This is a genomic window from Vibrio sp. 10N.247.311.14 (genome assembly GCF_041467715.1).
Taxonomy (GTDB): Bacteria; Pseudomonadota; Gammaproteobacteria; order Enterobacterales; family Vibrionaceae; genus Vibrio; species Vibrio crassostreae_C.
In genome coordinates, this window is the sequence record NZ_JBFSVE010000017.1 from 1 (window position 1) to 18,427 (window position 18,427).

Sequence of the window (18,427 nt, forward strand, 5' to 3'; positions counted from 1 at the left end):
AGATAAAGCTAATCAAGCGAATGGGGTATGGGTATCGAGATACCGACTACTTCTTGGAAAGCCGCGATGAACCACAAATAAGCGGCTCTTTTTTAGCCCAACTTTCTGCTCTTAAACCTTATCGACTGTATCCGCCCCATGAACCCACGGGACGATATTGTTAATACCTGAGCGCCGCAATCACACTGTTAGCGCTAAGGAACCTTTGAAACCGTCATCAAAGCTCACTCATAATAAGCTATTATTTACAGTAGATTTCGGTTAATTTTCCAAAGGCCATTATGAAAAACAAACTGAGTTTAGCAATTCAAGCATACTGCAACTGGATTGATTCAAACATTATTGAAATTGCTTATGTCGGTTCCATTCTAGTTGTGATTCTAACGCTCATCATCAATCTTATTTAGGCTTCCATTTCCTAAATATTAGTTTCCTTTACTCATTACCGAGCTTTTCTAAAAGCCTCAGAGTTAAATCAATCACCTCATGGATTTGGAGTTTTACGCCTTCAAATAGCTGCGTGAGCGGATCTATTTTTGAGGTTGCAGCTTCAACAATGACTGATTTACCTCAACGATAAACTGATAACCTCTCATTCAATGAATCCTATCTTTTTAACCATTGCCTTGTTCGTTTGTAGGAGCCCGTCCTCTATACACGACTATTGGTTACGCTTGAATGAGGATACTATTGAATTAGAATGCCCCTCAAACATATATCGCCTTGGTTATTGAGAAACAAACAGAATGAAACAAACAAATCATATCGAACAATGCCAGCAAGAAATTTTGAGCTTTTCGGACCGATTACATCAATCTGGTTGTGCGCCTTACTCGGTAGCTCAATACACTCAAGCTTATGCAAAACGCCAGAACATTGATGTCTCTATTGATGTGACCCCGACAAAAGTCATCACTATTTTTGAGCAACCCACGCAAAAAGTCGTGATGGAAAACAAAAAACCACCCTCGGTTAACTTACGTGATTTAGTCGCAACGCTTAAAGGGTTTTCGACTCATTCCCATTACGAAGGTTCAGAAACCTACTCGAATCGTACCTTGTGCTTTGCCAATTTATTGCTTCCGCCATGTTATTTAATGTTAGTTGGCAGTACTTATCTGGCGGTCGGTTTATCCATTATTCTGGGCGCTATAGCCTGGCTAGCACAAATTTTCCTGACTGGGCCAAGAAGCATTCTTGTCGAGTTCTTTGTCGCCTTAGTAGCCAGTTTTTTAACCGGTATGATAGCGGCACAGGTTCCCGGCTTACCAACATTGGCACTGTGCATTTCTTCCATTGTCCTTTTTATTCCTGGGTTAACCGTCACCAACGGCTTAGCCAGTCTTGCTCTCAATGACTTTCGGTCAGGTATCGAACTGCTTGCACAAAGCGCACTCATAGTAATGAAAATATTCATCGGCATTGTTATGGGGTTAGGCTTAGCCAACATAATCAATCAACCATTATCGGTACCGGTATTTATTGATGAAATCCCATTCGTTCTTCATGTCACCGCACTGATCGGGATTTCTGTCGCTATTGGCCTTATTTTCAACGCAAGTATGACAGAAATTCTCTTAGGCCTTCCTGTCGCGGCAATTGGCATGTGGGGGCCACATTGGTTTACTTCCGATTGGGTTGTAGGTACATGGGTAAGCACAATACTCATTACGCTTTACGGGTTGGGGATGGGAAAATTGCGTCACGTTCCACCACTCATATACATTATTCAAGGGATCATCATTCTTGTCCCCGGTAGTCGAATCATTGTCGGAGCAAGTGAGTCCTTCTTTGCGACCTCCATTTTACCCATTCCGAATATTGGTCTGTCCGCCTTGCTGATGTTTGGCGCGATTATGGCGGGACAAATCATGGTTTATTCTATATTTAGTCGTCATTTTGATTCCATCATTGAGGACTAACCATCGAGCTAACAATCGCTGATCAACACGCCCCAATAACCCACGATTGAGTCTTTATCTGCTTTTTGACGTTAAACGATTCTGAGAAGGTACTGATGAACAGAGTCTCGAAAATCGATAAGACTATTTTGTTTCAGATGGCGAGGGGAATGAGCAATATGGATTTGGAAAAACCGAATAGAATCGAAATTAGCCAATAATTCAATAAGATAAGGATGCTTAGGATGAGTCAATGCAAAGTAGGCAGAGGTAAGCTAGGTATAGGCAAGCGCTAGGTTGATAGGCTTGCCATCTACTCCATTTCCGTTCTAACTACGCCACCAGTGCGTTCAGTTTTTTACGCATACTCTCTTTATCAAGGCCACCTTTAGGTCCAATGAAGACTAACCGTGACGAACGAGATTCATCATCTTCCCATGCATCTCCAACCGTCACATTGGCTCGCTGACCCGTGCACTGAAATACACAGCGATGATCAGGACGATCGGTTAAATTTAAAATACCTTTCATGCGATAAGCATCAATTGAAAACTGTTGCAGTAGAGGATACAAACTTTGTAGATTAAGCGGTTGATCAGTTTCAAAGCTGAATGTTTCGAAATCATGGTTCACGTGATGACAGTGCTCATCATGACAATCATGGTGCTGGCATTCCTTTTGATCAGCCGCTATTTTGTTAGTGACAAAGCGCGTACTTTCAGGGGCATCAAATAAGATAGGTAAATCCACTTCGCCGAATGAAATATCAATCAATTTAGCAAACGGAGCTTGTACTCGGCACCATGCTTTGACTTGCTCTAGTTTATCAGCATCGACTAGGTCAACTTTATTAACCAGAACAATGTCAGCCACTTGAATTTGCTGCTTCGACAACGTCTCCATTGGGCCTTCTAGCCCTAAAATGTTTTCCGCATCGATCGTCGTCACGATTGCATTTAAAGGTGCGTGTGCTTGCAGTTCCGGATCTTCAAATTGAAGTGCCACTTCTTTGGGTTCTGCGATACCTGAAGTTTCAACAATAATATGGTCTGGGCGTTCCTCTAATGCGAGTAAACGCATTACCGAAACGACTAGTCCTTCTGCAAGGTTACAACAGATACAGCCATTCTCTAGGCTGATCATATTTTCACTTTCAGATTTAACTAACTCCGCATCAACATTGATTGATCCAAAATCATTGACGATCACAGCCATGCGCATTCCATTTGCATTGGTTAATATATGGTTTAGTAGGGTCGTTTTCCCTGCTCCTAAAAATCCGGCTAAAATTGTTACTGGAATAGGCTTCTTGCTCATAGCATGCTCTCTTTCGATTTTCGTTGTCTATATTTACTCGGTAAGCAATAAAAAAGGTTGAGCTAATGCCCAACCTTTTAAGTCAGGATAACTTAGCCAGTAACTTTGTTGCGAACCGCTTCACCTGGGTTTGAATCTAACAACATTTCACCAGCTTCAATGATAGGTGTCCCGTTTACAAGTACGTATTTCATGCCTGTAGAAAGGGCATTTGGTTTATCAAATGTTGCAACGGCTTTTACTTCATCAAGTTTGAAAATAGCTAAATCAGCATCTTTACCTACTTGAATACGACCTTTATTTGCCATTTGTGGCACAGCATCCTCAAGAATACGACATGCGTTTAAGCTAGTTCTTTCCATCGCTTCTACTAGTGTTACCGCTTTGTATTCCTCGACATATTTTTCAATAAAACGAGAGAAACAAGCAAGTGAGCGAGGGTGAGCTATTGCGTTGCTTGGAAGTGGCCATACATCACCTTCAATTAATACGCCTTTATCATCCATCCAAGGCATTGCATCTGAAGCGATAGCTGCACCTGGGAACAATACTGAACGGTCCATTTTAGCGCGATCTTCTTTGTTCTCATCGGGTTTTAAGAAGTGCATGACAACCACGGTACCGGGCGCTGATGCTTGTAGTTCAGTGACTTTTTCTTGGTTTAGTGCTTTACCATTCGCTTCCATGTAGCTAGCGCTTGGTACACCCCAACGTTGTAACCAATCGTCACCACGGAAAACTTCTGCGCCAATAACGGAAGAGCCAGCACCATAAGGATAAGCTTCAGTAGTAACGGCTAAACCTTGATCAATGGCGGATTGAACTAAATCGGCACAATCTTCGATATCTTGTACTGACGTGCTGTTGAGGTGACAAATGTGCATGTGTGCACCCGTTGTCGCCGACAGGCTAATGAGTTCTTGGTATGCTTCAAAGCTTGATTTTGGCTCTGCGCTGTTTAGGTAACGAACGTGAGTGTAAGTTGGTACTTCATAGCGTTTTGCTAGTTTAGCAAGATCATAGTACTCTTTGTGGCCATAACCTGGTGCGTAACCCGCGTTAATACCAATGCCTAAGCCCCCCTCTTTAAGACCTTGCTCAACCGAGCCCAGAATTTGTTTTAATTCATCTGGGGTTGCTAGGGTATTTTGCCAATTGTTTTTAGAAAAAGCTTTCTGGAACCAAACAATCGTACCATCAGGAGCAGGCATCGTAGGTTCTTTTGCTTGAATACGAGCGTAAGTCCATGCTACAGAAGCGCCGTAATTAATCGGGCGACCTTCAGCAGCAGTAATATCGTAGTACGTTCCGATTGGGAATAGACCAGATTCCATCTCAAGAGCGGTGGTTACGCCATCGAATGCTTGAGCACGGGCAGCAGGAAGTTGTTGTCCGTGAGCGTGCATATCGATAAAGCCAGGTGCAACCACGAGACCTTCAGCATCGATGATTGTTTTGCCTTGCAGCTTTTTGTCTGAGATTGCAGCAATACGCTTACCTTTAATACCGACGTGACGAATTGCGTCGAGTCCAGTTTCAGGATCAACAACACGGCCATTTTCGATAACGATATCAAATGGCCCTTTCTCGTTAGGCATCAGTTTGATGTTTTGGCCAACCAGTTTTTCAGGGGCTGCATGTAAAACAGAGGCAAAAGGCAGTGCCGCAGCCCCAACCGCTAACTTAGTCAAAGTCGAACGTTTATCTGTATCGACACCATCAAGTAATACTTGCGTAGCGTCCAATTCATTTGGGTCGTAATTTTTCATATTGATACCTGTTATGTTTGTTGTAAAAGAATATTAGTTCATGATTGCTATGAAAACTATGCTGCATGTAGAAAAATCAATCGATTGACTAACACCCACCTTTCCATCATTAGAATCCACTGCCAACCGTTATATAAAACGCGCTGTCAACGTCACTAAAAGCGAGGTCTACCCCCATGTGTAACCCATATCGGCAAGCTATCTGATAGCGAAATCCAGCACCATACGCATCGACACTTTCATCGTCTGACAGACTGCCCTCTACTGTCGCTTTATCCAGGCCATAAAACGCAGAAACGGTCCAACGATTATCAATCGCATTATCGTATTCCGCGACAACACCCAGCCCAGAGGTCACCGAGCTTTCGCCCATAAAATATTGAATAACGCCATTGATAGCGTTATTCACATCTTCATTACTGGTCTCAAACTCTACCGAGCTCTGGCCAATAATCTGTTTCACACCCAGCATCAATGGTGTGTTTGCCACTCGAAACTGGAGCTGCTGAAGCGCAGCGACTCCCGAGTTTTTTGTGCCGAATTGAATCGTTTTGTTGTACGACGCACCTATACTGAACTCTTTGAAAATATCGAGGTTCGCCTTTCCAGCGCCAACGCCACCCGTATATCGAATGGTATCTTTTAGCCACGACGGTATCACCGTTAATGTCGGTATCAGAACCTGCGCCATATTCAAAGTCCCCACCATGAATAAAGACATACACGGGTAATGACTCTGAACCATTGGTCTCCGAAGGACGCCAAATATTAAGATTCAAGCAATCTTCAGATTGCTCTTGCTGGGTTATTTTAAGCTGTGGGCACACGGCGCCAAATTGTGTCGCATCTATAGCGCTATCAGCATTGTGTTCTAATTGACGGAGTGACTGTGCTGAAAACGTTGTTGATCGGCGTAAGTGATTCCTTTAAACGCTTCAATGGATACGCGTTGCTCGTCACCTGCTAAGGTATTGATCACAACAGACTCTCTATTTGCGAAAAGAGTCGCGTCCCCGATGGATACTGAAACCTGCTCTGTTGGTAATGTCTGAAGCGGTTCTGGCTTAATAGGACGTGAGCTGGTTTCATCACTACCCCACGCAGAAAGAGCAATAGTGATAGCGATAACCATGAGTGAGCGATGCGTTAAATTCATGGTTGTACCCATAAATGTGTTCGGCCATCTGACCTGATATTGGTATCATCAAACCTGAGAATCCCTATGCTCAGCCATGCTCATTTCTGGAGTATTTGAAGTATTTTTTCTTTATGGTGCGATATTAATTCACTCTTTAAATTTGAATAAATCGCTTATGCAGGACGTGATCCTACATATATTCACTACCGTGAGTGGATGTCGCTTTTTATTTATCACAAAGACTTCTTGTTGTACCTTCTTTGGCTGACTATCTAGGGTTGATAAAATTTCAACGGGTTCTTGAAACAGCTCTATAGGGGGTTGCTGTGACTCTCCTTCTGAAGCTTCAAACTCATCAAAGAACCCAAATATGTTATTAGAGTCCGATGGCATAGTTAGCACCAAACGTAAGTTTCGAGGCCAAAGCCAATATTGTTGAGGTCTGTTTTGACTTGACCCGAAGAGGTCCAAGGTAGAAGTGCGTCGATATCAGGCTCTGCTTTCGCGAGCTCTTTCATGCACTTGACCATGTAGTCTTAGAGGATAAGACCGTTGGCTTTTGCAGTCTCGACGATACTGTAAAGCATCGCGCTCGCCTCAGCACCGTTTGGTGTGTTGGAGAATAGCCAATTTTTCCTGCCAATAACCAGCGGTTTAATTGCGCGTTCAGCGCGATTATTATCGATAGATAAGTGACCATCGTCGATATAACGAATGAGTTTAGGCCATTGCCCGAGCTAGTACTTTATTGCTTTGCCTAGTGGGCTAGAGCCTATCACCTTCTGGGTTGTCATCCATTGGTAAAGCTCATCCAGTATCGGCTTGGCATACGCTTAACGCTCTGCTTTGCGTTCTTCGGCAGGCGCACCTTTTAAGCGTGATTCTATCCCGTAGAGCTTTTGGGGTTTAGCCAGAACTTTATCAGCCTTGCCCGATTTACCTTCCCCTTGAAGCTTCTTCGCGTCCATGAACTTGCGTTAAGCACCCCACATTAGTGACGTGATGCAGACCATGATAAGCCGTGTAGCCATCGGTTTGTAGATAACCGTTGTAGTCACCTAAAAAGTCCACGGGGCACACCCTCGCGCGACTGTTTTGATAGTCGTACAAGGCGATTTTTTCACATTCGGCAGTGCCGCTTCGGGCGAGTCAGCGCCTGAGCAGTAAAGCCACATATAACACTGCTTCTCTTCTTTGAGCACATTGAGCGGCGTTTCATCCGCCTGAACCACCACTTGTTGAAGTAGGTTCTCCTTCAAGGCCACATACAGCGGGGCGAACTTCTCACTGACTTGGATAACCCACCTTGCCATGGTGGCGCGTGATAGCTCGATACCCGACTGGGTAAACAGCGATCATCAATCAATGCATTGGGTGCTAACTCTTGTCCTCCACCCGCTAAGCGACCATTACAAAAAGCACCAACAAGGATCTCGCCGGTAAAGCTGCCTTTGTCTATGGGCAACGTGCCACTGTAGGGCTTAAAGCCAAGTGCTTTCACCACACCTGTTAGTGTATACGCACCGCCACCGAGAAAATCTTTAAGCTCGACTGGCGTTTCAGCTGTGACTTCAGCACCAAAACCCGCCGCAGCGACATTCATAAAATAGCGGTCATTCGCACGCGCGCTATCCACCGCAAACGCCTTGCCTTCCAGCGCTAGTTCAAAAGCACCCGAAATATCGTTAGGTATTCCCGTTGCGGTAGCAAAATCATTCGCAGTGCCCATTGGGACAAGCGCCAGTTGTGGTCTTTCACTGGCACGGAACAGGTTGAGCGCGTTAACGGCTTCATTCACCGTTCCATCGCCACCGACAACAATCAGACGCTTGACACCATCGCATATTGCCTCGCTTACCAAACGAAACATGTCCGACGATTCCCAAGTCACTCTAACTTGCAGGTCAATATCATTGTCCCTCGCCGCAAAGGTGGCTTGCCTTAATTCCGGGATATTGGCTTTCTTTCCGTTTAAAATCACGCGAATGCTGTCCATGGCTATGTCCTTGTATAGGCTAACTTGATAACTCTTTTGCTGCCGCTTTGATCTTAGCTCGTAACCACTTATGGCTTGGTTCATTAGTACGGCTTGGATGCCAAATCATACACATATCGAGGTCTTCCAACTCGAAGGGTAATGGTAGTGTTTTTACCGCGTACTTTTCAGCAAAACAACGCACTGATGAAATAGGCATTACTCCGATGTACTCAGAGCCTTCGATAACAGGAAGCATCTCTACAACGCCCGCTGCGCGATACACGATTCTACGTTTCTCAAGGTCACTATAGTGCTCAGAGCTTAATAAGCTTTTGCGCGCATGCCACCTAGAGACCACCACATGCTCGAGTGCTAAGAACTGTTCCATATCGATGGTATCGCCAACCGTAGGATGATCACTACTACACACCACGACCAGCTCTTCTGTAGAAATCACCTCGTGCTTAAGCATGGTTCTTCCTTTAGGCGTCATATCAACAATCACGTCGTGTCTTTGCAGCCTTAAATCAGACTCATAGTCTTCGGTAAACAGAGGATGAACCTCTAACGCGATACCTGGTGCGACTTGGCTGATTAACCGCATGACTTTTGGCATCATTTCGTAGCTCGCCGCCGAGACGCAGGCAATGGAAAACACGCGGCCTGAGGTTTTAGGATCGAAGTCTCTTGATGCGGATAAGGTAGAAGTAAAGTTTTTAAGTGCAGCGGCCATTGCAGGATAGATATCAATAGCGAATGTGGTTGGCTCTACGCCTGATGTGGTGCGATGAAACAGTGGCTCATCATAGATATCTCTCAACCTTGCAAGTGCTTTACTCACTGCTGGTTGGCTTATATCCATGCGATTAGCAGCTCTAGATAAGTTCTGCTCTTCATAGATAGCAACAAATATAGGAATTAGATTGAGTTCGGTACTTTTCATACAGTTCCATATTAAAGAAGCAGGTTCCCCATAGTAGAGAAGCTGCCGATTATGTTCGATGCGAATGACTAAAGTTTGCTACTTAGTTCTATCTTTTAAGTTTGGCAAGGCTTTAGGGATTTTCAAGCGAGCGGCAATTGAACGAGAATTGCTTGACTTTGATGTGTCACTGGGCAAGTTACGTAACCCTTTCCATAAACGAGTGAATACGTTTTTATCTTCACATCCTTGTTGAAGGGCTTCGCTATCTTCTAGCCAACGCTTTTGTCCATTTGATTTACCATGTTGCGCTTTATCCAGTTGCACTTTATTCAGTTCTAACTGAGAGGTTTGGTTTCGCAATTGACGGTAGATAAAGGTTCTTAATGCAGCCCAATTACCTTGCTTAACTAAACGACGTAGTACCAGCCAACTCGGTGTTGGGCGGTTCGCATAATAACGTTTAACAGAAACAAAGCACGCCACACTGAACAACAGTGCCAGACCAACGCTAATAAACACTGACATGTAAGCCTTGATGAAAGATTGGACTGTGTGTTTGGCTTCAAACACATTCCCTTTTATCACCACGGTTTCAAGGCGTTGATTCTTGCAGTCCCACCACTGAAATGAAAACTCTGGCAACGTAAATTCACCACCCTGCTGAATAACATAAACCGTCTCCTCAATTCGACTGGAACGGTAGTTACCACGATCTTGAGTATCATCTAAACGATTAGGCTGCGGGTAAGCTTGGTATTGCTGGGTCGATTCATTGTTCAACACGTCCGGCAGTAAAACAGACAAACTGTCTTTGGCCTTGATGGTTACCGTTCGAGTAATGGCATCGCCTACTTTTAAGTTTTCACTCGAGCGTTGCCATTGTTGCTCTATATCTACTTCTGTTGCAGAAAACCAAGGCGATTCATTATCAAGTAAACCTGAAGGCAACGAAGCTTCAAACTTAATTGGCTGCGTGTAAAGCGTGCCGCCAACGTTAGAACCATCAGGTGCAGAAACTTGGACGCGAACCGGCACGGTTGGAATGACAAACTCGCCAGAAGTCATCGGATAGAGCGTCACTTCCCATCGTTGACGCGACCATGTAGTGCCATTGACCCGTTCCGTGTAATTAGTCGCGAGTTGGTTACGTTGCTTAGCGATCACGTTAGGGATTTCGATACTGCCGATTCGAGTCCCTCCCGTTAACCAACGCGGCGTCGCCACCTCAATATTCAGAATTACCTGCTCATTAACGCTCACTTTAGTCGGCGTTATCTTATCGCCTGACTTTGGCTTTTCCCCTACCCAAGCGATAAGCTCAACGTCACCACTTTTTTGGAGATCGAAGATATCGGCAGCAGAAGCAACAAAAGGAGAAAACCAACTCGATATAAGAGTCATCGACAGTAACCACTTATGGGTTCTGAATCGCACTCTCTTTGATTGAATGGCTTCAAGAGCTAAATCATATCGACTCATTGGGTTTGCTCCTGTTTTGATGCCTGTTCCTGTTTTGACGCTTGTTCGATAGAAGGCGCAGGATCTCTTAACTGAATTTGGAATTTGGATTTCAAGAAGAACTTAGGATCGGCTTCTACTCGCTTCAACCACTTATCGGCAAGCTCTTGGCTACCCAAAATTTCATTGGCATTAAGCGTTTCCTTGAGCATCAATTCCGCTACCGTTTCTTCTTCAGCGCCATCACCCGTTCGCGGCTGATCGTCTTCGAGTTCTAAAGATTCTTCAGGGCCATCTGTGGTTCCGGACTGACTTTCACTGGTTCGGTTTACCTCTTCGACAATCCCGCTAAGCACTGCAAGATTGTTCTCCACATCCGTTCTTAGTTCTGGTGACAGATCCTCTTTCTCGCTTAATGATTTCAAAAGGTCTCGCGCGGCAAGGTATTCTCGCTGTCGAGCTAAAGCACTCGCGGCATTATACAAACCATAATCGGTTTTGGTTTGCAGGAATGCACTGTGTGCGAGCTTAAAATCACGAGCATAGTAGTAAGCCGCACCTTTTCTCATTGGGTCAGTAAAATGTTTTGCCGCTTCAAGGTATTCTTTCTGATTCAACAGGCGTTGACCTTGTTGGTCAGGCGTTAACCATAAGTCCCACCACCATTGAGCTGTTTTGTCCCAAGCCGTAACCGACTCCACCACAACCGGTTTATCAGCGGTTAAGTTGACCGTTTTCGCCAAAGTGCTTGGTGAATAGATGCTGCCCGAAATCACTAGACCAACGACACACCACTGCACCAACCATCCTTTTCTGAACCACAACAACATGATAATCGCCATTGGGATAAGCAAGCCATAGCCCATGTCTTTCCAAGGCATTGAAGATTCGCCGTTGAGCTGCATGTTTCTTTCAACCGCTCTGTTCAGTTGTTGGATATCCGAATCATCAACGGTCACCTCAACCACTCGTCCACCCGTCTTACTCGCTAAGTTACGCAATGAATCTAGGTCGACTGGGTTATCGCTCACCACATTACTGTTTCCTGCGGCTAGAATGAGCAACTGATACGGATTGTCGTTAAAGAAACTCTCGTACGCCCTAATGGTGCTTGGGTTTACACCATCTGATACCAGCAGTACAGAAGAGCCTAACTCACCAGACAGTTGCTGATTAATCAATGGCAATGCTTCTTCTGCTGACTTACCTGATACCGGCATGATATCGGGTGTAATAGCCGCTAGAAACGGTTCGAATACCTTGCTGTCTTGAGTGACGGGCATCGCGACGTGTGCGCTGCCTGCGTAAACCACTAAGCCCGTATTACCGCCTTTCCGAGCTGCCAATAAGTCTCTAATTTTCTGCTTAGATCGTTCCAAGCGACTCGGTGGTAAGTCTTTAGCGAGCATGGATTCACTGTTATCAAGCACAACCAACATCGACGCTTTGTCTTCACCAAAAGGAGAAGCCTCACGCTGCCATGTTGGGCCAGAACAGATGATGATGGCGATAGTAACAATCACCACCAATAGCTTCAATGGCAGCTGCTTACGCCAGCCTGTTTCGCCAATCGTCAAAGCATCACGTAAATGTGCCGGTAGAATGTCTTTCCACGTTGGTTTGGTCTCTTCTCTCCAACGAACCCATAGCAGGAAGAACATCGGAATAAAGGCCAACAACCACAAAGGTCGGATAAAATGAAACTGGGTAAAGAACTGTTGTAGAGTGAGAGAATCAGGCATCATCCTCTCCTTTCAATTTTTTAGTTTTAGAAGCCAAAAGCGACCTTCTACGTAAAGTCGCCAGACTAAAGGCAGTCAGATACATCACAACAACAATCGCCATTAAGTAATGGTGCAGCCCCTGTTTAGGACGATAAGTGGTACTTTCATATAACTGTGGTTCTAGTTCACCGATTTGAGCGTAGGCTTTAGTCAATTCATCGCGGTTAAGTACTTCAAAAGATTCACCACCAGACTCTTGCGCCACACGATTGATGGTTTCCATATCCAAAGCCACTTCACCAACGGTTTGTGGGTCACCCATGGCGATCACGTGAATACGAACGCCTTTCGCCTTCGCAACTTTGGCGGCATCAACCGGTTCAACAAAGCTTCCCGTATCATTACCGTCGGTTAGTACGATCACGACTTTCTCTTTTTCGTTGGCATTAACACTTGAATCTTGAACGGCAGCACTTTGCTTTTCGCTTTGTTCAAACACCTTAATCGCCAAGCCAATTGCATCACCTAAGTGCGTGCTTTGCCCTGCCATCGCGACATCGGTTTGATTAAGCAGTTCAAGCCACACATCTTGGTCAGCTGTAAACGGTGTTTGTACAAACGCTGCATCACCAAAAAGAATCAAACCGAGTCGATCCCCTTTTCGGGTAGTCGCAAAATCAGCCAGCACTTCTTTGGTCGCGTCCAAACGAGATATTTTATCGCCCCGCTTAGAGGTAAAGTCTTGTTCTGCCATTGAGCCAGATAAATCAACCACTACCATCACATCACGACCTAATTGTTCGCGAACTTGCGGCTCACCAAGAATGGTTGGTTTAGCGAGCGCACACACCACTAATGCCCAAGTAATAATCAACGTGGTTCGTTGCCACCAGCTTGGTGTTAGCTGGCTTGCCCCTTCAGACGGCGCTTCACCAATCGCTTCAACCAATTCACTGAAAAATGGCACCTTGATGGCCATTTGCTTGGTTCGATAAGCTGGCACCGCAAAGTAGACCAACAACGGTAAAGGCAGCGCAATAAACCACAGCGGATGCGCAAATTCAAAACTGGCAGATAAAACATCAAACATTGTCTTGCCCCTCAACCGTTACCTGTACATTCGGCTTGTGAAGTTTTAGCCACATCATCGCGGTTTGAATTACCTCTAAACGCTGTTCAAAGCTCAAACGCACATTAGGGTCAATTAGGCTTTGCATCCATAATTCCGAAACTTCATCGGCAAAGAACGCATTGCTGTTTTCACTCGTGTTGGCGCTAACAGGCAGATAAGCGTTCAAACGGTTCACATAAGCTTGGCCAAACAACTTGGCATTACTGCTGTCTAGGTAACGAAGCACCACTTTGAGGACTTTAAAGGTTCGTTCGGTTGAGTTCTTGTCTCTTGCATCCAGTACCATGAGTTCTTGAAGCGCTTCTTTGCGATAACGGTTATTCCACCACCTTAACGCCAAGCGATAAGCCAGATAGATAGCGACCAATAACAGAATAACGCCAAGGATCTTCCAGCCGATCGTTTGAGGAGCCCAGCTCACACTGTCAGGAATGGCGACATCATGTAGGTCGCGAAGGATATAAGTACTTGGAGGCGTATGTTCAACAGCCATTTAGCGCCCTCCCACTAGTTTCTGCAGCTGTGATATGTGATTGCCCGACGTGTCTAATTCTATATAAGGGAGGTTTTTCATCGCCATCAATTTAGCAAGGGACAGTTTCTGAAGTGCCGCTTTTTGGGCAAGGCTTTCACTTGCGAGGTTAACCTTAGATTGGCTATCCAGATTAAGTTGAAAGCGACCATCACCCACCACCCAGTTTGCGCTTGCAAGATCTTGAGGCAATGACTGTTCTAATGAATCGGTGACCATAATGGCCAAGATATCGTTGTGTTGCTGTAACTGCTTTAGTCGATCGAGATGTTGTTCTCGGCAGTCTCGCCAGTCACTAATGAATATCAAGGTTGATTGCTTGAGTCTCATTCGTTTGATCAGTTCAATCCACTGACTAAAACCAACATTATCGCCATCACTTACATTGACGCCTAAGCTTTGATTGGCTTTGGTAAGATGTTTTAGCTGAGCCAACAAATCAGATTGAGAACGTTGAGCTTTGGTATGAAACAGTTTTTGGTGCGACGCCAAAACGAAGCCGACACGATCACCATCTTTCAGCACTCGCCATCCACACAATGCCGCCACTTCGGCAGCCACAACAGATTTCATGGTGTTTTGAGACGCAAAGAACATCGAACTGCGCTGATCGACACAGATCATCACATTACGGTCTTTCTCTTCGGTATAGCTACGAACATGAGGCTTACCCGTTCGCATCGTAACTTTCCAATCGAGATTACGGATATCATCACCCAATTGGTAATGACGTAATTCTTCGAAGTTCAAACCACGACCACGGAACAAAGAGTTATGTCTGCCCGAAAGTACGCTGCCCGCTTTTAAATGAGGTAACAGTGAAAACGACTCAGCTTGAGCCTGAATTCGCACTAACCTTGAATAATCACAATACAGTCGTGGATCAAGGCCTTGCGATTTGGGAGCTTGTGTTGGCTTCGCCATGACGCCCCCTAGTTATCCAATCTCAACATTATCGAGCAGTTCTTCAACCACTCTTTGATGGTCAACACCATCGGCCAATGCGTCGTAAGACAACGAGAATCGGTGACCTAATACGGTCAGTAACATGGCACGCACATCGTCCAACGTGACATGGTCACGTCCTTGCAACCATGCATAAGCGCGAGCACATTTATCCAACGCGATGGAAGCACGCGGACTTGAACCAATCTCAATCCATTTAGACAAGTTTGATTCTGGGTAACGCTCTGGCTTACGAGTTGCCATCACCAAGGCCACAATGTAGTTCTCAACTAAATCAGAAACGGCAATGTCTGGAAGTTGGCGCCGAGCTTCAAGTACCAACTCAGGTTCAATATGTTGTGGCGTGACTAATTCTGAACTGGTCTCGCTACCGAGTTCCTCACTGCGCACAAGTCGAATGATGTCGCGTTCAGCTTCATCTTCTGGATAGTCGACTGTCACTTTCATAATGAAACGGTCCATTTGTGCTTCAGGCAGTGGATACGTACCTTCTTGCTCAACTGGGTTTTGTGTGGCTAGCACCATGAACAAATCTGGCAGGATGTGAGTTTGACCACCCACCGTAATCGTCCCTTCCGCCATCGCTTCAAGCAGAGCAGCCTGTACTTTTGCAGGCGCACGGTTCACTTCATCGGCTAATACAATGCTGTTGAAAATAGGACCCGGTTGGAAATGCAACTGAGGCTTTCCATCAAGCTCTTGATACACCTCCGTGCCCGTCACATCAGATGGCAGCAGGTCTGGCGTAAATTGAATTCGACCAAAACTGGTGTTCAGTAGATTCGCCAGCGATTTTACTGAGCGAGTTTTCGCTGTACCGGGAAGTCCCTCTAAAAGCACATGGCCATTAGTCAATAACCCTATCACCAGAGCCCGAACGACGTGGCTCTGACCGATAACACTTTTCTCTGTTTGTTCAATCAGTTGGTTTATTGCTTGTTGCGCATGGTTCATAGGTCTTCCCTTAATTCAATCTGGCTGCGTACATCCTACTCACAAGCCCCATAACTATTAGTTATACACATGATAAACAGTTATAAACGCGATAATTGGTTACAAGCGGAATAAGCAGCAAGCTCGATAGCCAAGCTCACCTCATCGCTTTATTTAAACCTAGCTTTCAATTGGTTAATGGCTTCCGGCGGTGCCACTTTGCTCAATGATGAAATACATTGCTCAAACGCCTTTGGTACGCCCGGTATATGACTGTTTCGCGCCAACACTTCACACTGGGCATACAGGTGCTGTGGGTTGCGGCTAAATTGGTAAGCCTTATGCAGTGATTGACTTGCCGCAAGCACATCCGATTTTTCCAAAGCCAATCCGTACACATACCAATATTGAGGGTCGGTTTGCGCAGTTTCAGCGGCTTGTTTAAGGTAGTCCGTTGCTTGTTCGTAATCTTTCACACGAAGCAGAGACAATCCTGTGCTGTATGGCAAAACACTCGATTTAGGCTGAGCTTCAATACCTTGCTTCAAGGTCGACAACGCTTTTGCCTCGTTACCTTGCGCTCGATACAAATCCGCTAAATTGGCGTAGCTGTTTTCGAAATAAGGCTCAATCTCGATAGCGCCTAGATAAAACTCAGTCGCTTTGTCGTGCTGGCCTAAATCTCGGTAAACGTTGCCTAGGTTAGTACGTCCAAATCCTCTGTCGGCATTAAATTGCTGTATTTCAATGTACTCTTCTAATGCAGGCTTGATTTGGTCTTTCTGCAGAGGGTTCATTTCTCCCCAATAACGCACTAATGCGCCTGCGGTTTCTGAACGAATCGACAATACAGGGTCTTTCAGTAGCGGCTCTAGAATTTGCCAACGGTCAGTGAATGGGAAACCAGACGAGCCTTGTACCACACCCAAACGGATCATTTCATCATCATGTTTCACCGCTCTTGCCAGCGAAATAAGCGTATTCTTACCCGTATTACCGCCCAAACGTTCTATGCTCGATGCACGAATGATATTGCTTAAGCTAGAGTCCTGAGCCGAGTATGCCAACGCATCCTCTGCACCTCTGTGCCCTATCGAGTCAGCATAAAAGGCAACGGCAAAGTGCTGCTGATTACGATACTTAGAATCTGGGAACCACTCACCGATTTGCTTATCTGCCCACTGGTCGGTTTGATCTGCATGACAGCTAGTGCACACGTTCGGCGTTTTAATGTGTTGGCTAATATCAGGACGTGGGATATGCCAACTGTGGTCACGCCTTGGGTCGACCTCCATGTAAGTCGTCTCTGGCATGTGACAAGTCGTGCATTGTGAAGCTTCAGTATTCGCTTCGTGGAATGTGTGCTTTTCAGGCGTGTATTCTGATGCAATATGACATTGGCTACACACGGCTTCTTCCGCAATTTTTAGTTCAGCGGTATGAGGATCGTGGCAGTTAGTACATGTGACGCCTTTTTCAGCCATCACGGATTGAAGGAAAGATCCGTAAACGTAATCTTCATCGTAGATTTGACCATCGTTGTGGTAAAGCTCTGGGGTAATCAAGCTCAAGCGATACTTATCAAAGAAAGACCCGTTAACGTGATCACCCGTTTCATTTAACTGAGTACGACGGCTGTGGCATTGAGCACAGGTTTGAACTTGATTGGTATGGATGATGTCTTTTGGTTGCAGGGTTGAATTACCCTCTTGATAGATCCACTCTTTGACCGACTTCGACAAGTCGCGGTCAAAACCATAATGCGCCGAGACTGGAGCATCCTTTCCACCGTTAGCTTTTGCTAGCTGAGCCTTTTCAACGTGCTCACTCGCAGGGCCATGACACGCTTCACAACCGACATTAATCTCAGACCAAGTAGTGTTGTAGGTATTACTCGCGCTGTCGTAGTTTTTCTCTAGGTTCGTTGAATGGCAATCAGCACACATGAAGTTCCAGTTTTGACCGCTATTGGTCCAGTAGAATTCATCGGTGTTGGTGGTATCAGGATAGAGGTGAAACCAGCGTTGACCGCCTTCGCCCTCAATGCGAGAATCCCAAGCGAAAGGAATCAACTGTACACGGCCGTCTTCAAATTCAACCATGTATTGTTGTAGTGGTTCAAAGGCAAAGGTATAGCTGATTTTGTAATCTTTAAAGTGGCCGTCTTGCCCTTCAATATTGACCCAGAACTCTTCACCCTTGCGGAAAAATCGGTTGGGTTTACCGTCATGAGTGAATGTTTGATCGTTGAAATCGCCTAATACAGATTCGTCTGTAGCGTGCTTCATCGCCATATCATGATGAGAGCCCTCCCACGCTGCGACTTCTTCACTATGACAATCAACACATGCTTCCGAACCGACATAGCTGGCTTTAGAACCGATAGGTAAAGCGTCAGAGCTAACGGGTGACGCTACAGAGTTGGCCTTTGAAATATCAGAGTTGATATTAGGGTCTTGCTCGTTGGCATAGGCGTTCAGACTGAACAGCGACAACATCAGTGAAGACAAGATTGCGGATAATACTGCGACTCGCTGGTGTTTCAATCCGTTTACCAGTGAGCACAACCATGCAGACATAACATTCCTTGTTTTTATACATCCTTATGCTTAATAAGGTAGACGTAAAAACAACGAATTTACAATTATTTAGTG

At 45.4% G+C, this 18,427-nt stretch carries 14 protein-coding genes and 2 pseudogenes; 1 reads left to right on the forward strand and 15 read right to left on the reverse strand.

Features of this window, described 5'->3' with window-relative positions:
- Window positions 1–746 precede the first annotated feature (746 nt).
- Window positions 747–1,922 (forward strand): threonine/serine exporter family protein, encoded by a 1,176-nt coding sequence (locus tag AB6F11_RS08265; protein ID WP_017064690.1) that lies wholly within the window; start codon window positions 747–749, stop codon window positions 1,920–1,922.
- A 312-nt stretch (window positions 1,923–2,234) separates the two neighbouring features.
- Here the strand turns inward: AB6F11_RS08265 and AB6F11_RS08270 are convergent, their stop codons facing one another.
- The 15 genes and pseudogenes from AB6F11_RS08270 to AB6F11_RS08340 all read right to left on the reverse strand — a co-directional run bounded on the left by AB6F11_RS08270 (window position 2,235) and on the right by AB6F11_RS08340 (window position 18,352).
- Window positions 2,235–3,218, reverse strand: coding sequence for a GTP-binding protein (locus AB6F11_RS08270; protein WP_065584640.1), 984 nt, complete (start codon window positions 3,216–3,218; stop codon window positions 2,235–2,237).
- 92 nt (window positions 3,219–3,310) lie between these two features.
- On the reverse strand, window positions 3,311–4,987 hold the full coding sequence (locus AB6F11_RS08275) for an amidohydrolase family protein (RefSeq protein ID WP_102319826.1): 1,677 nt from the start codon (window positions 4,985–4,987) through the stop codon (window positions 3,311–3,313).
- Window positions 4,988–5,096: 109 nt separating this feature from the next.
- Entirely contained in the window at window positions 5,097–5,732 is a 636-nt protein-coding gene (locus AB6F11_RS08280) for a hypothetical protein (protein WP_102398512.1), read from the reverse strand.
- Window positions 5,692–5,814, reverse strand: a pseudogene (locus tag AB6F11_RS08285) (carboxylesterase family protein); the annotation flags it as partial. The gene AB6F11_RS08280 and the pseudogene AB6F11_RS08285, both read right to left, overlap by 41 nt.
- A 44-nt stretch (window positions 5,815–5,858) precedes the next feature.
- Entirely contained in the window at window positions 5,859–6,143 is a 285-nt protein-coding gene (locus AB6F11_RS08290; protein ID WP_240698612.1) for a hypothetical protein, read from the reverse strand.
- Window positions 6,144–6,520: 377 nt separating this feature from the next.
- Window positions 6,521–7,480 (reverse strand): annotated as a pseudogene (tnpC, locus tag AB6F11_RS08295) (IS66 family transposase); the annotation flags it as partial.
- Window positions 7,381–8,121, reverse strand: a complete 741-nt coding sequence (locus AB6F11_RS08300) for a YegS/Rv2252/BmrU family lipid kinase (RefSeq protein WP_102393779.1) — start codon at window positions 8,119–8,121, stop codon at window positions 7,381–7,383. The pseudogene tnpC and the gene AB6F11_RS08300, both read right to left, overlap by 100 nt.
- A 19-nt stretch (window positions 8,122–8,140) precedes the next feature.
- Complete coding sequence (locus AB6F11_RS08305; RefSeq protein ID WP_017064697.1) at window positions 8,141–9,046, reverse strand: LysR family transcriptional regulator; 906 nt, start codon at window positions 9,044–9,046, stop codon at window positions 8,141–8,143.
- A gap of 78 nt (window positions 9,047–9,124) precedes the next feature.
- Complete coding sequence (locus AB6F11_RS08310) at window positions 9,125–10,507, reverse strand: BatD family protein (protein ID WP_102393778.1); 1,383 nt, start codon at window positions 10,505–10,507, stop codon at window positions 9,125–9,127.
- The gene (locus AB6F11_RS08315; protein ID WP_102393777.1) at window positions 10,504–12,228 is read right to left on the reverse strand and encodes a VWA domain-containing protein; all 1,725 of its coding nucleotides are present in this window, start codon (window positions 12,226–12,228) and stop codon (window positions 10,504–10,506) included. Before AB6F11_RS08315 ends, AB6F11_RS08310 begins: the two co-directional genes overlap by 4 nt.
- On the reverse strand, window positions 12,221–13,300 hold the full coding sequence (locus tag AB6F11_RS08320) for a VWA domain-containing protein (RefSeq protein ID WP_102393776.1): 1,080 nt from the start codon (window positions 13,298–13,300) through the stop codon (window positions 12,221–12,223). Before AB6F11_RS08320 ends, AB6F11_RS08315 begins: the two co-directional genes overlap by 8 nt.
- A complete protein-coding gene (locus tag AB6F11_RS08325; RefSeq protein ID WP_017066901.1) occupies window positions 13,293–13,835 on the reverse strand; it encodes a DUF4381 domain-containing protein in 543 nt (180 codons plus the stop codon). The genes AB6F11_RS08320 and AB6F11_RS08325 overlap by 8 nt, the downstream gene beginning before the upstream one ends.
- On the reverse strand, window positions 13,836–14,798 hold the full coding sequence (locus AB6F11_RS08330; RefSeq protein WP_017066900.1) for a DUF58 domain-containing protein: 963 nt from the start codon (window positions 14,796–14,798) through the stop codon (window positions 13,836–13,838).
- A 12-nt stretch (window positions 14,799–14,810) separates the two neighbouring features.
- On the reverse strand, window positions 14,811–15,794 hold the full coding sequence (locus AB6F11_RS08335) for a MoxR family ATPase (RefSeq protein WP_102393775.1): 984 nt from the start codon (window positions 15,792–15,794) through the stop codon (window positions 14,811–14,813).
- A 149-nt stretch (window positions 15,795–15,943) separates the two neighbouring features.
- Window positions 15,944–18,352, reverse strand: a complete 2,409-nt coding sequence (locus AB6F11_RS08340; protein ID WP_102398511.1) for a tetratricopeptide repeat protein — start codon at window positions 18,350–18,352, stop codon at window positions 15,944–15,946.
- Window positions 18,353–18,427 lie beyond the last annotated feature (75 nt).

Coding starts and splice junctions, on each gene's coding strand:
- AB6F11_RS08265 (WP_017064690.1), top strand. CDS start 747: ATGAAACAAACAAATCATATCGAACAATGCCAGCAAGAAATTTTGAGC.
- AB6F11_RS08270 (WP_065584640.1), bottom strand. CDS start 3,218: ATGAGCAAGAAGCCTATTCCAGTAACAATTTTAGCCGGATTTTTAGGA.
- AB6F11_RS08275 (WP_102319826.1), bottom strand. CDS start 4,987: ATGAAAAATTACGACCCAAATGAATTGGACGCTACGCAAGTATTACTT.
- AB6F11_RS08280 (WP_102398512.1), bottom strand. CDS start 5,732: ATGGTTCAGAGTCATTACCCGTGTATGTCTTTATTCATGGTGGGGACT.
- AB6F11_RS08290 (WP_240698612.1), bottom strand. CDS start 6,143: ATGAATTTAACGCATCGCTCACTCATGGTTATCGCTATCACTATTGCT.
- AB6F11_RS08300 (WP_102393779.1), bottom strand. CDS start 8,121: ATGGACAGCATTCGCGTGATTTTAAACGGAAAGAAAGCCAATATCCCG.
- AB6F11_RS08305 (WP_017064697.1), bottom strand. CDS start 9,046: ATGAAAAGTACCGAACTCAATCTAATTCCTATATTTGTTGCTATCTAT.
- AB6F11_RS08310 (WP_102393778.1), bottom strand. CDS start 10,507: ATGAGTCGATATGATTTAGCTCTTGAAGCCATTCAATCAAAGAGAGTG.
- AB6F11_RS08315 (WP_102393777.1), bottom strand. CDS start 12,228: ATGCCTGATTCTCTCACTCTACAACAGTTCTTTACCCAGTTTCATTTT.
- AB6F11_RS08320 (WP_102393776.1), bottom strand. CDS start 13,300: ATGTTTGATGTTTTATCTGCCAGTTTTGAATTTGCGCATCCGCTGTGG.
- AB6F11_RS08325 (WP_017066901.1), bottom strand. CDS start 13,835: ATGGCTGTTGAACATACGCCTCCAAGTACTTATATCCTTCGCGACCTA.
- AB6F11_RS08330 (WP_017066900.1), bottom strand. CDS start 14,798: ATGGCGAAGCCAACACAAGCTCCCAAATCGCAAGGCCTTGATCCACGA.
- AB6F11_RS08335 (WP_102393775.1), bottom strand. CDS start 15,794: ATGAACCATGCGCAACAAGCAATAAACCAACTGATTGAACAAACAGAG.
- AB6F11_RS08340 (WP_102398511.1), bottom strand. CDS start 18,352: ATGTCTGCATGGTTGTGCTCACTGGTAAACGGATTGAAACACCAGCGA.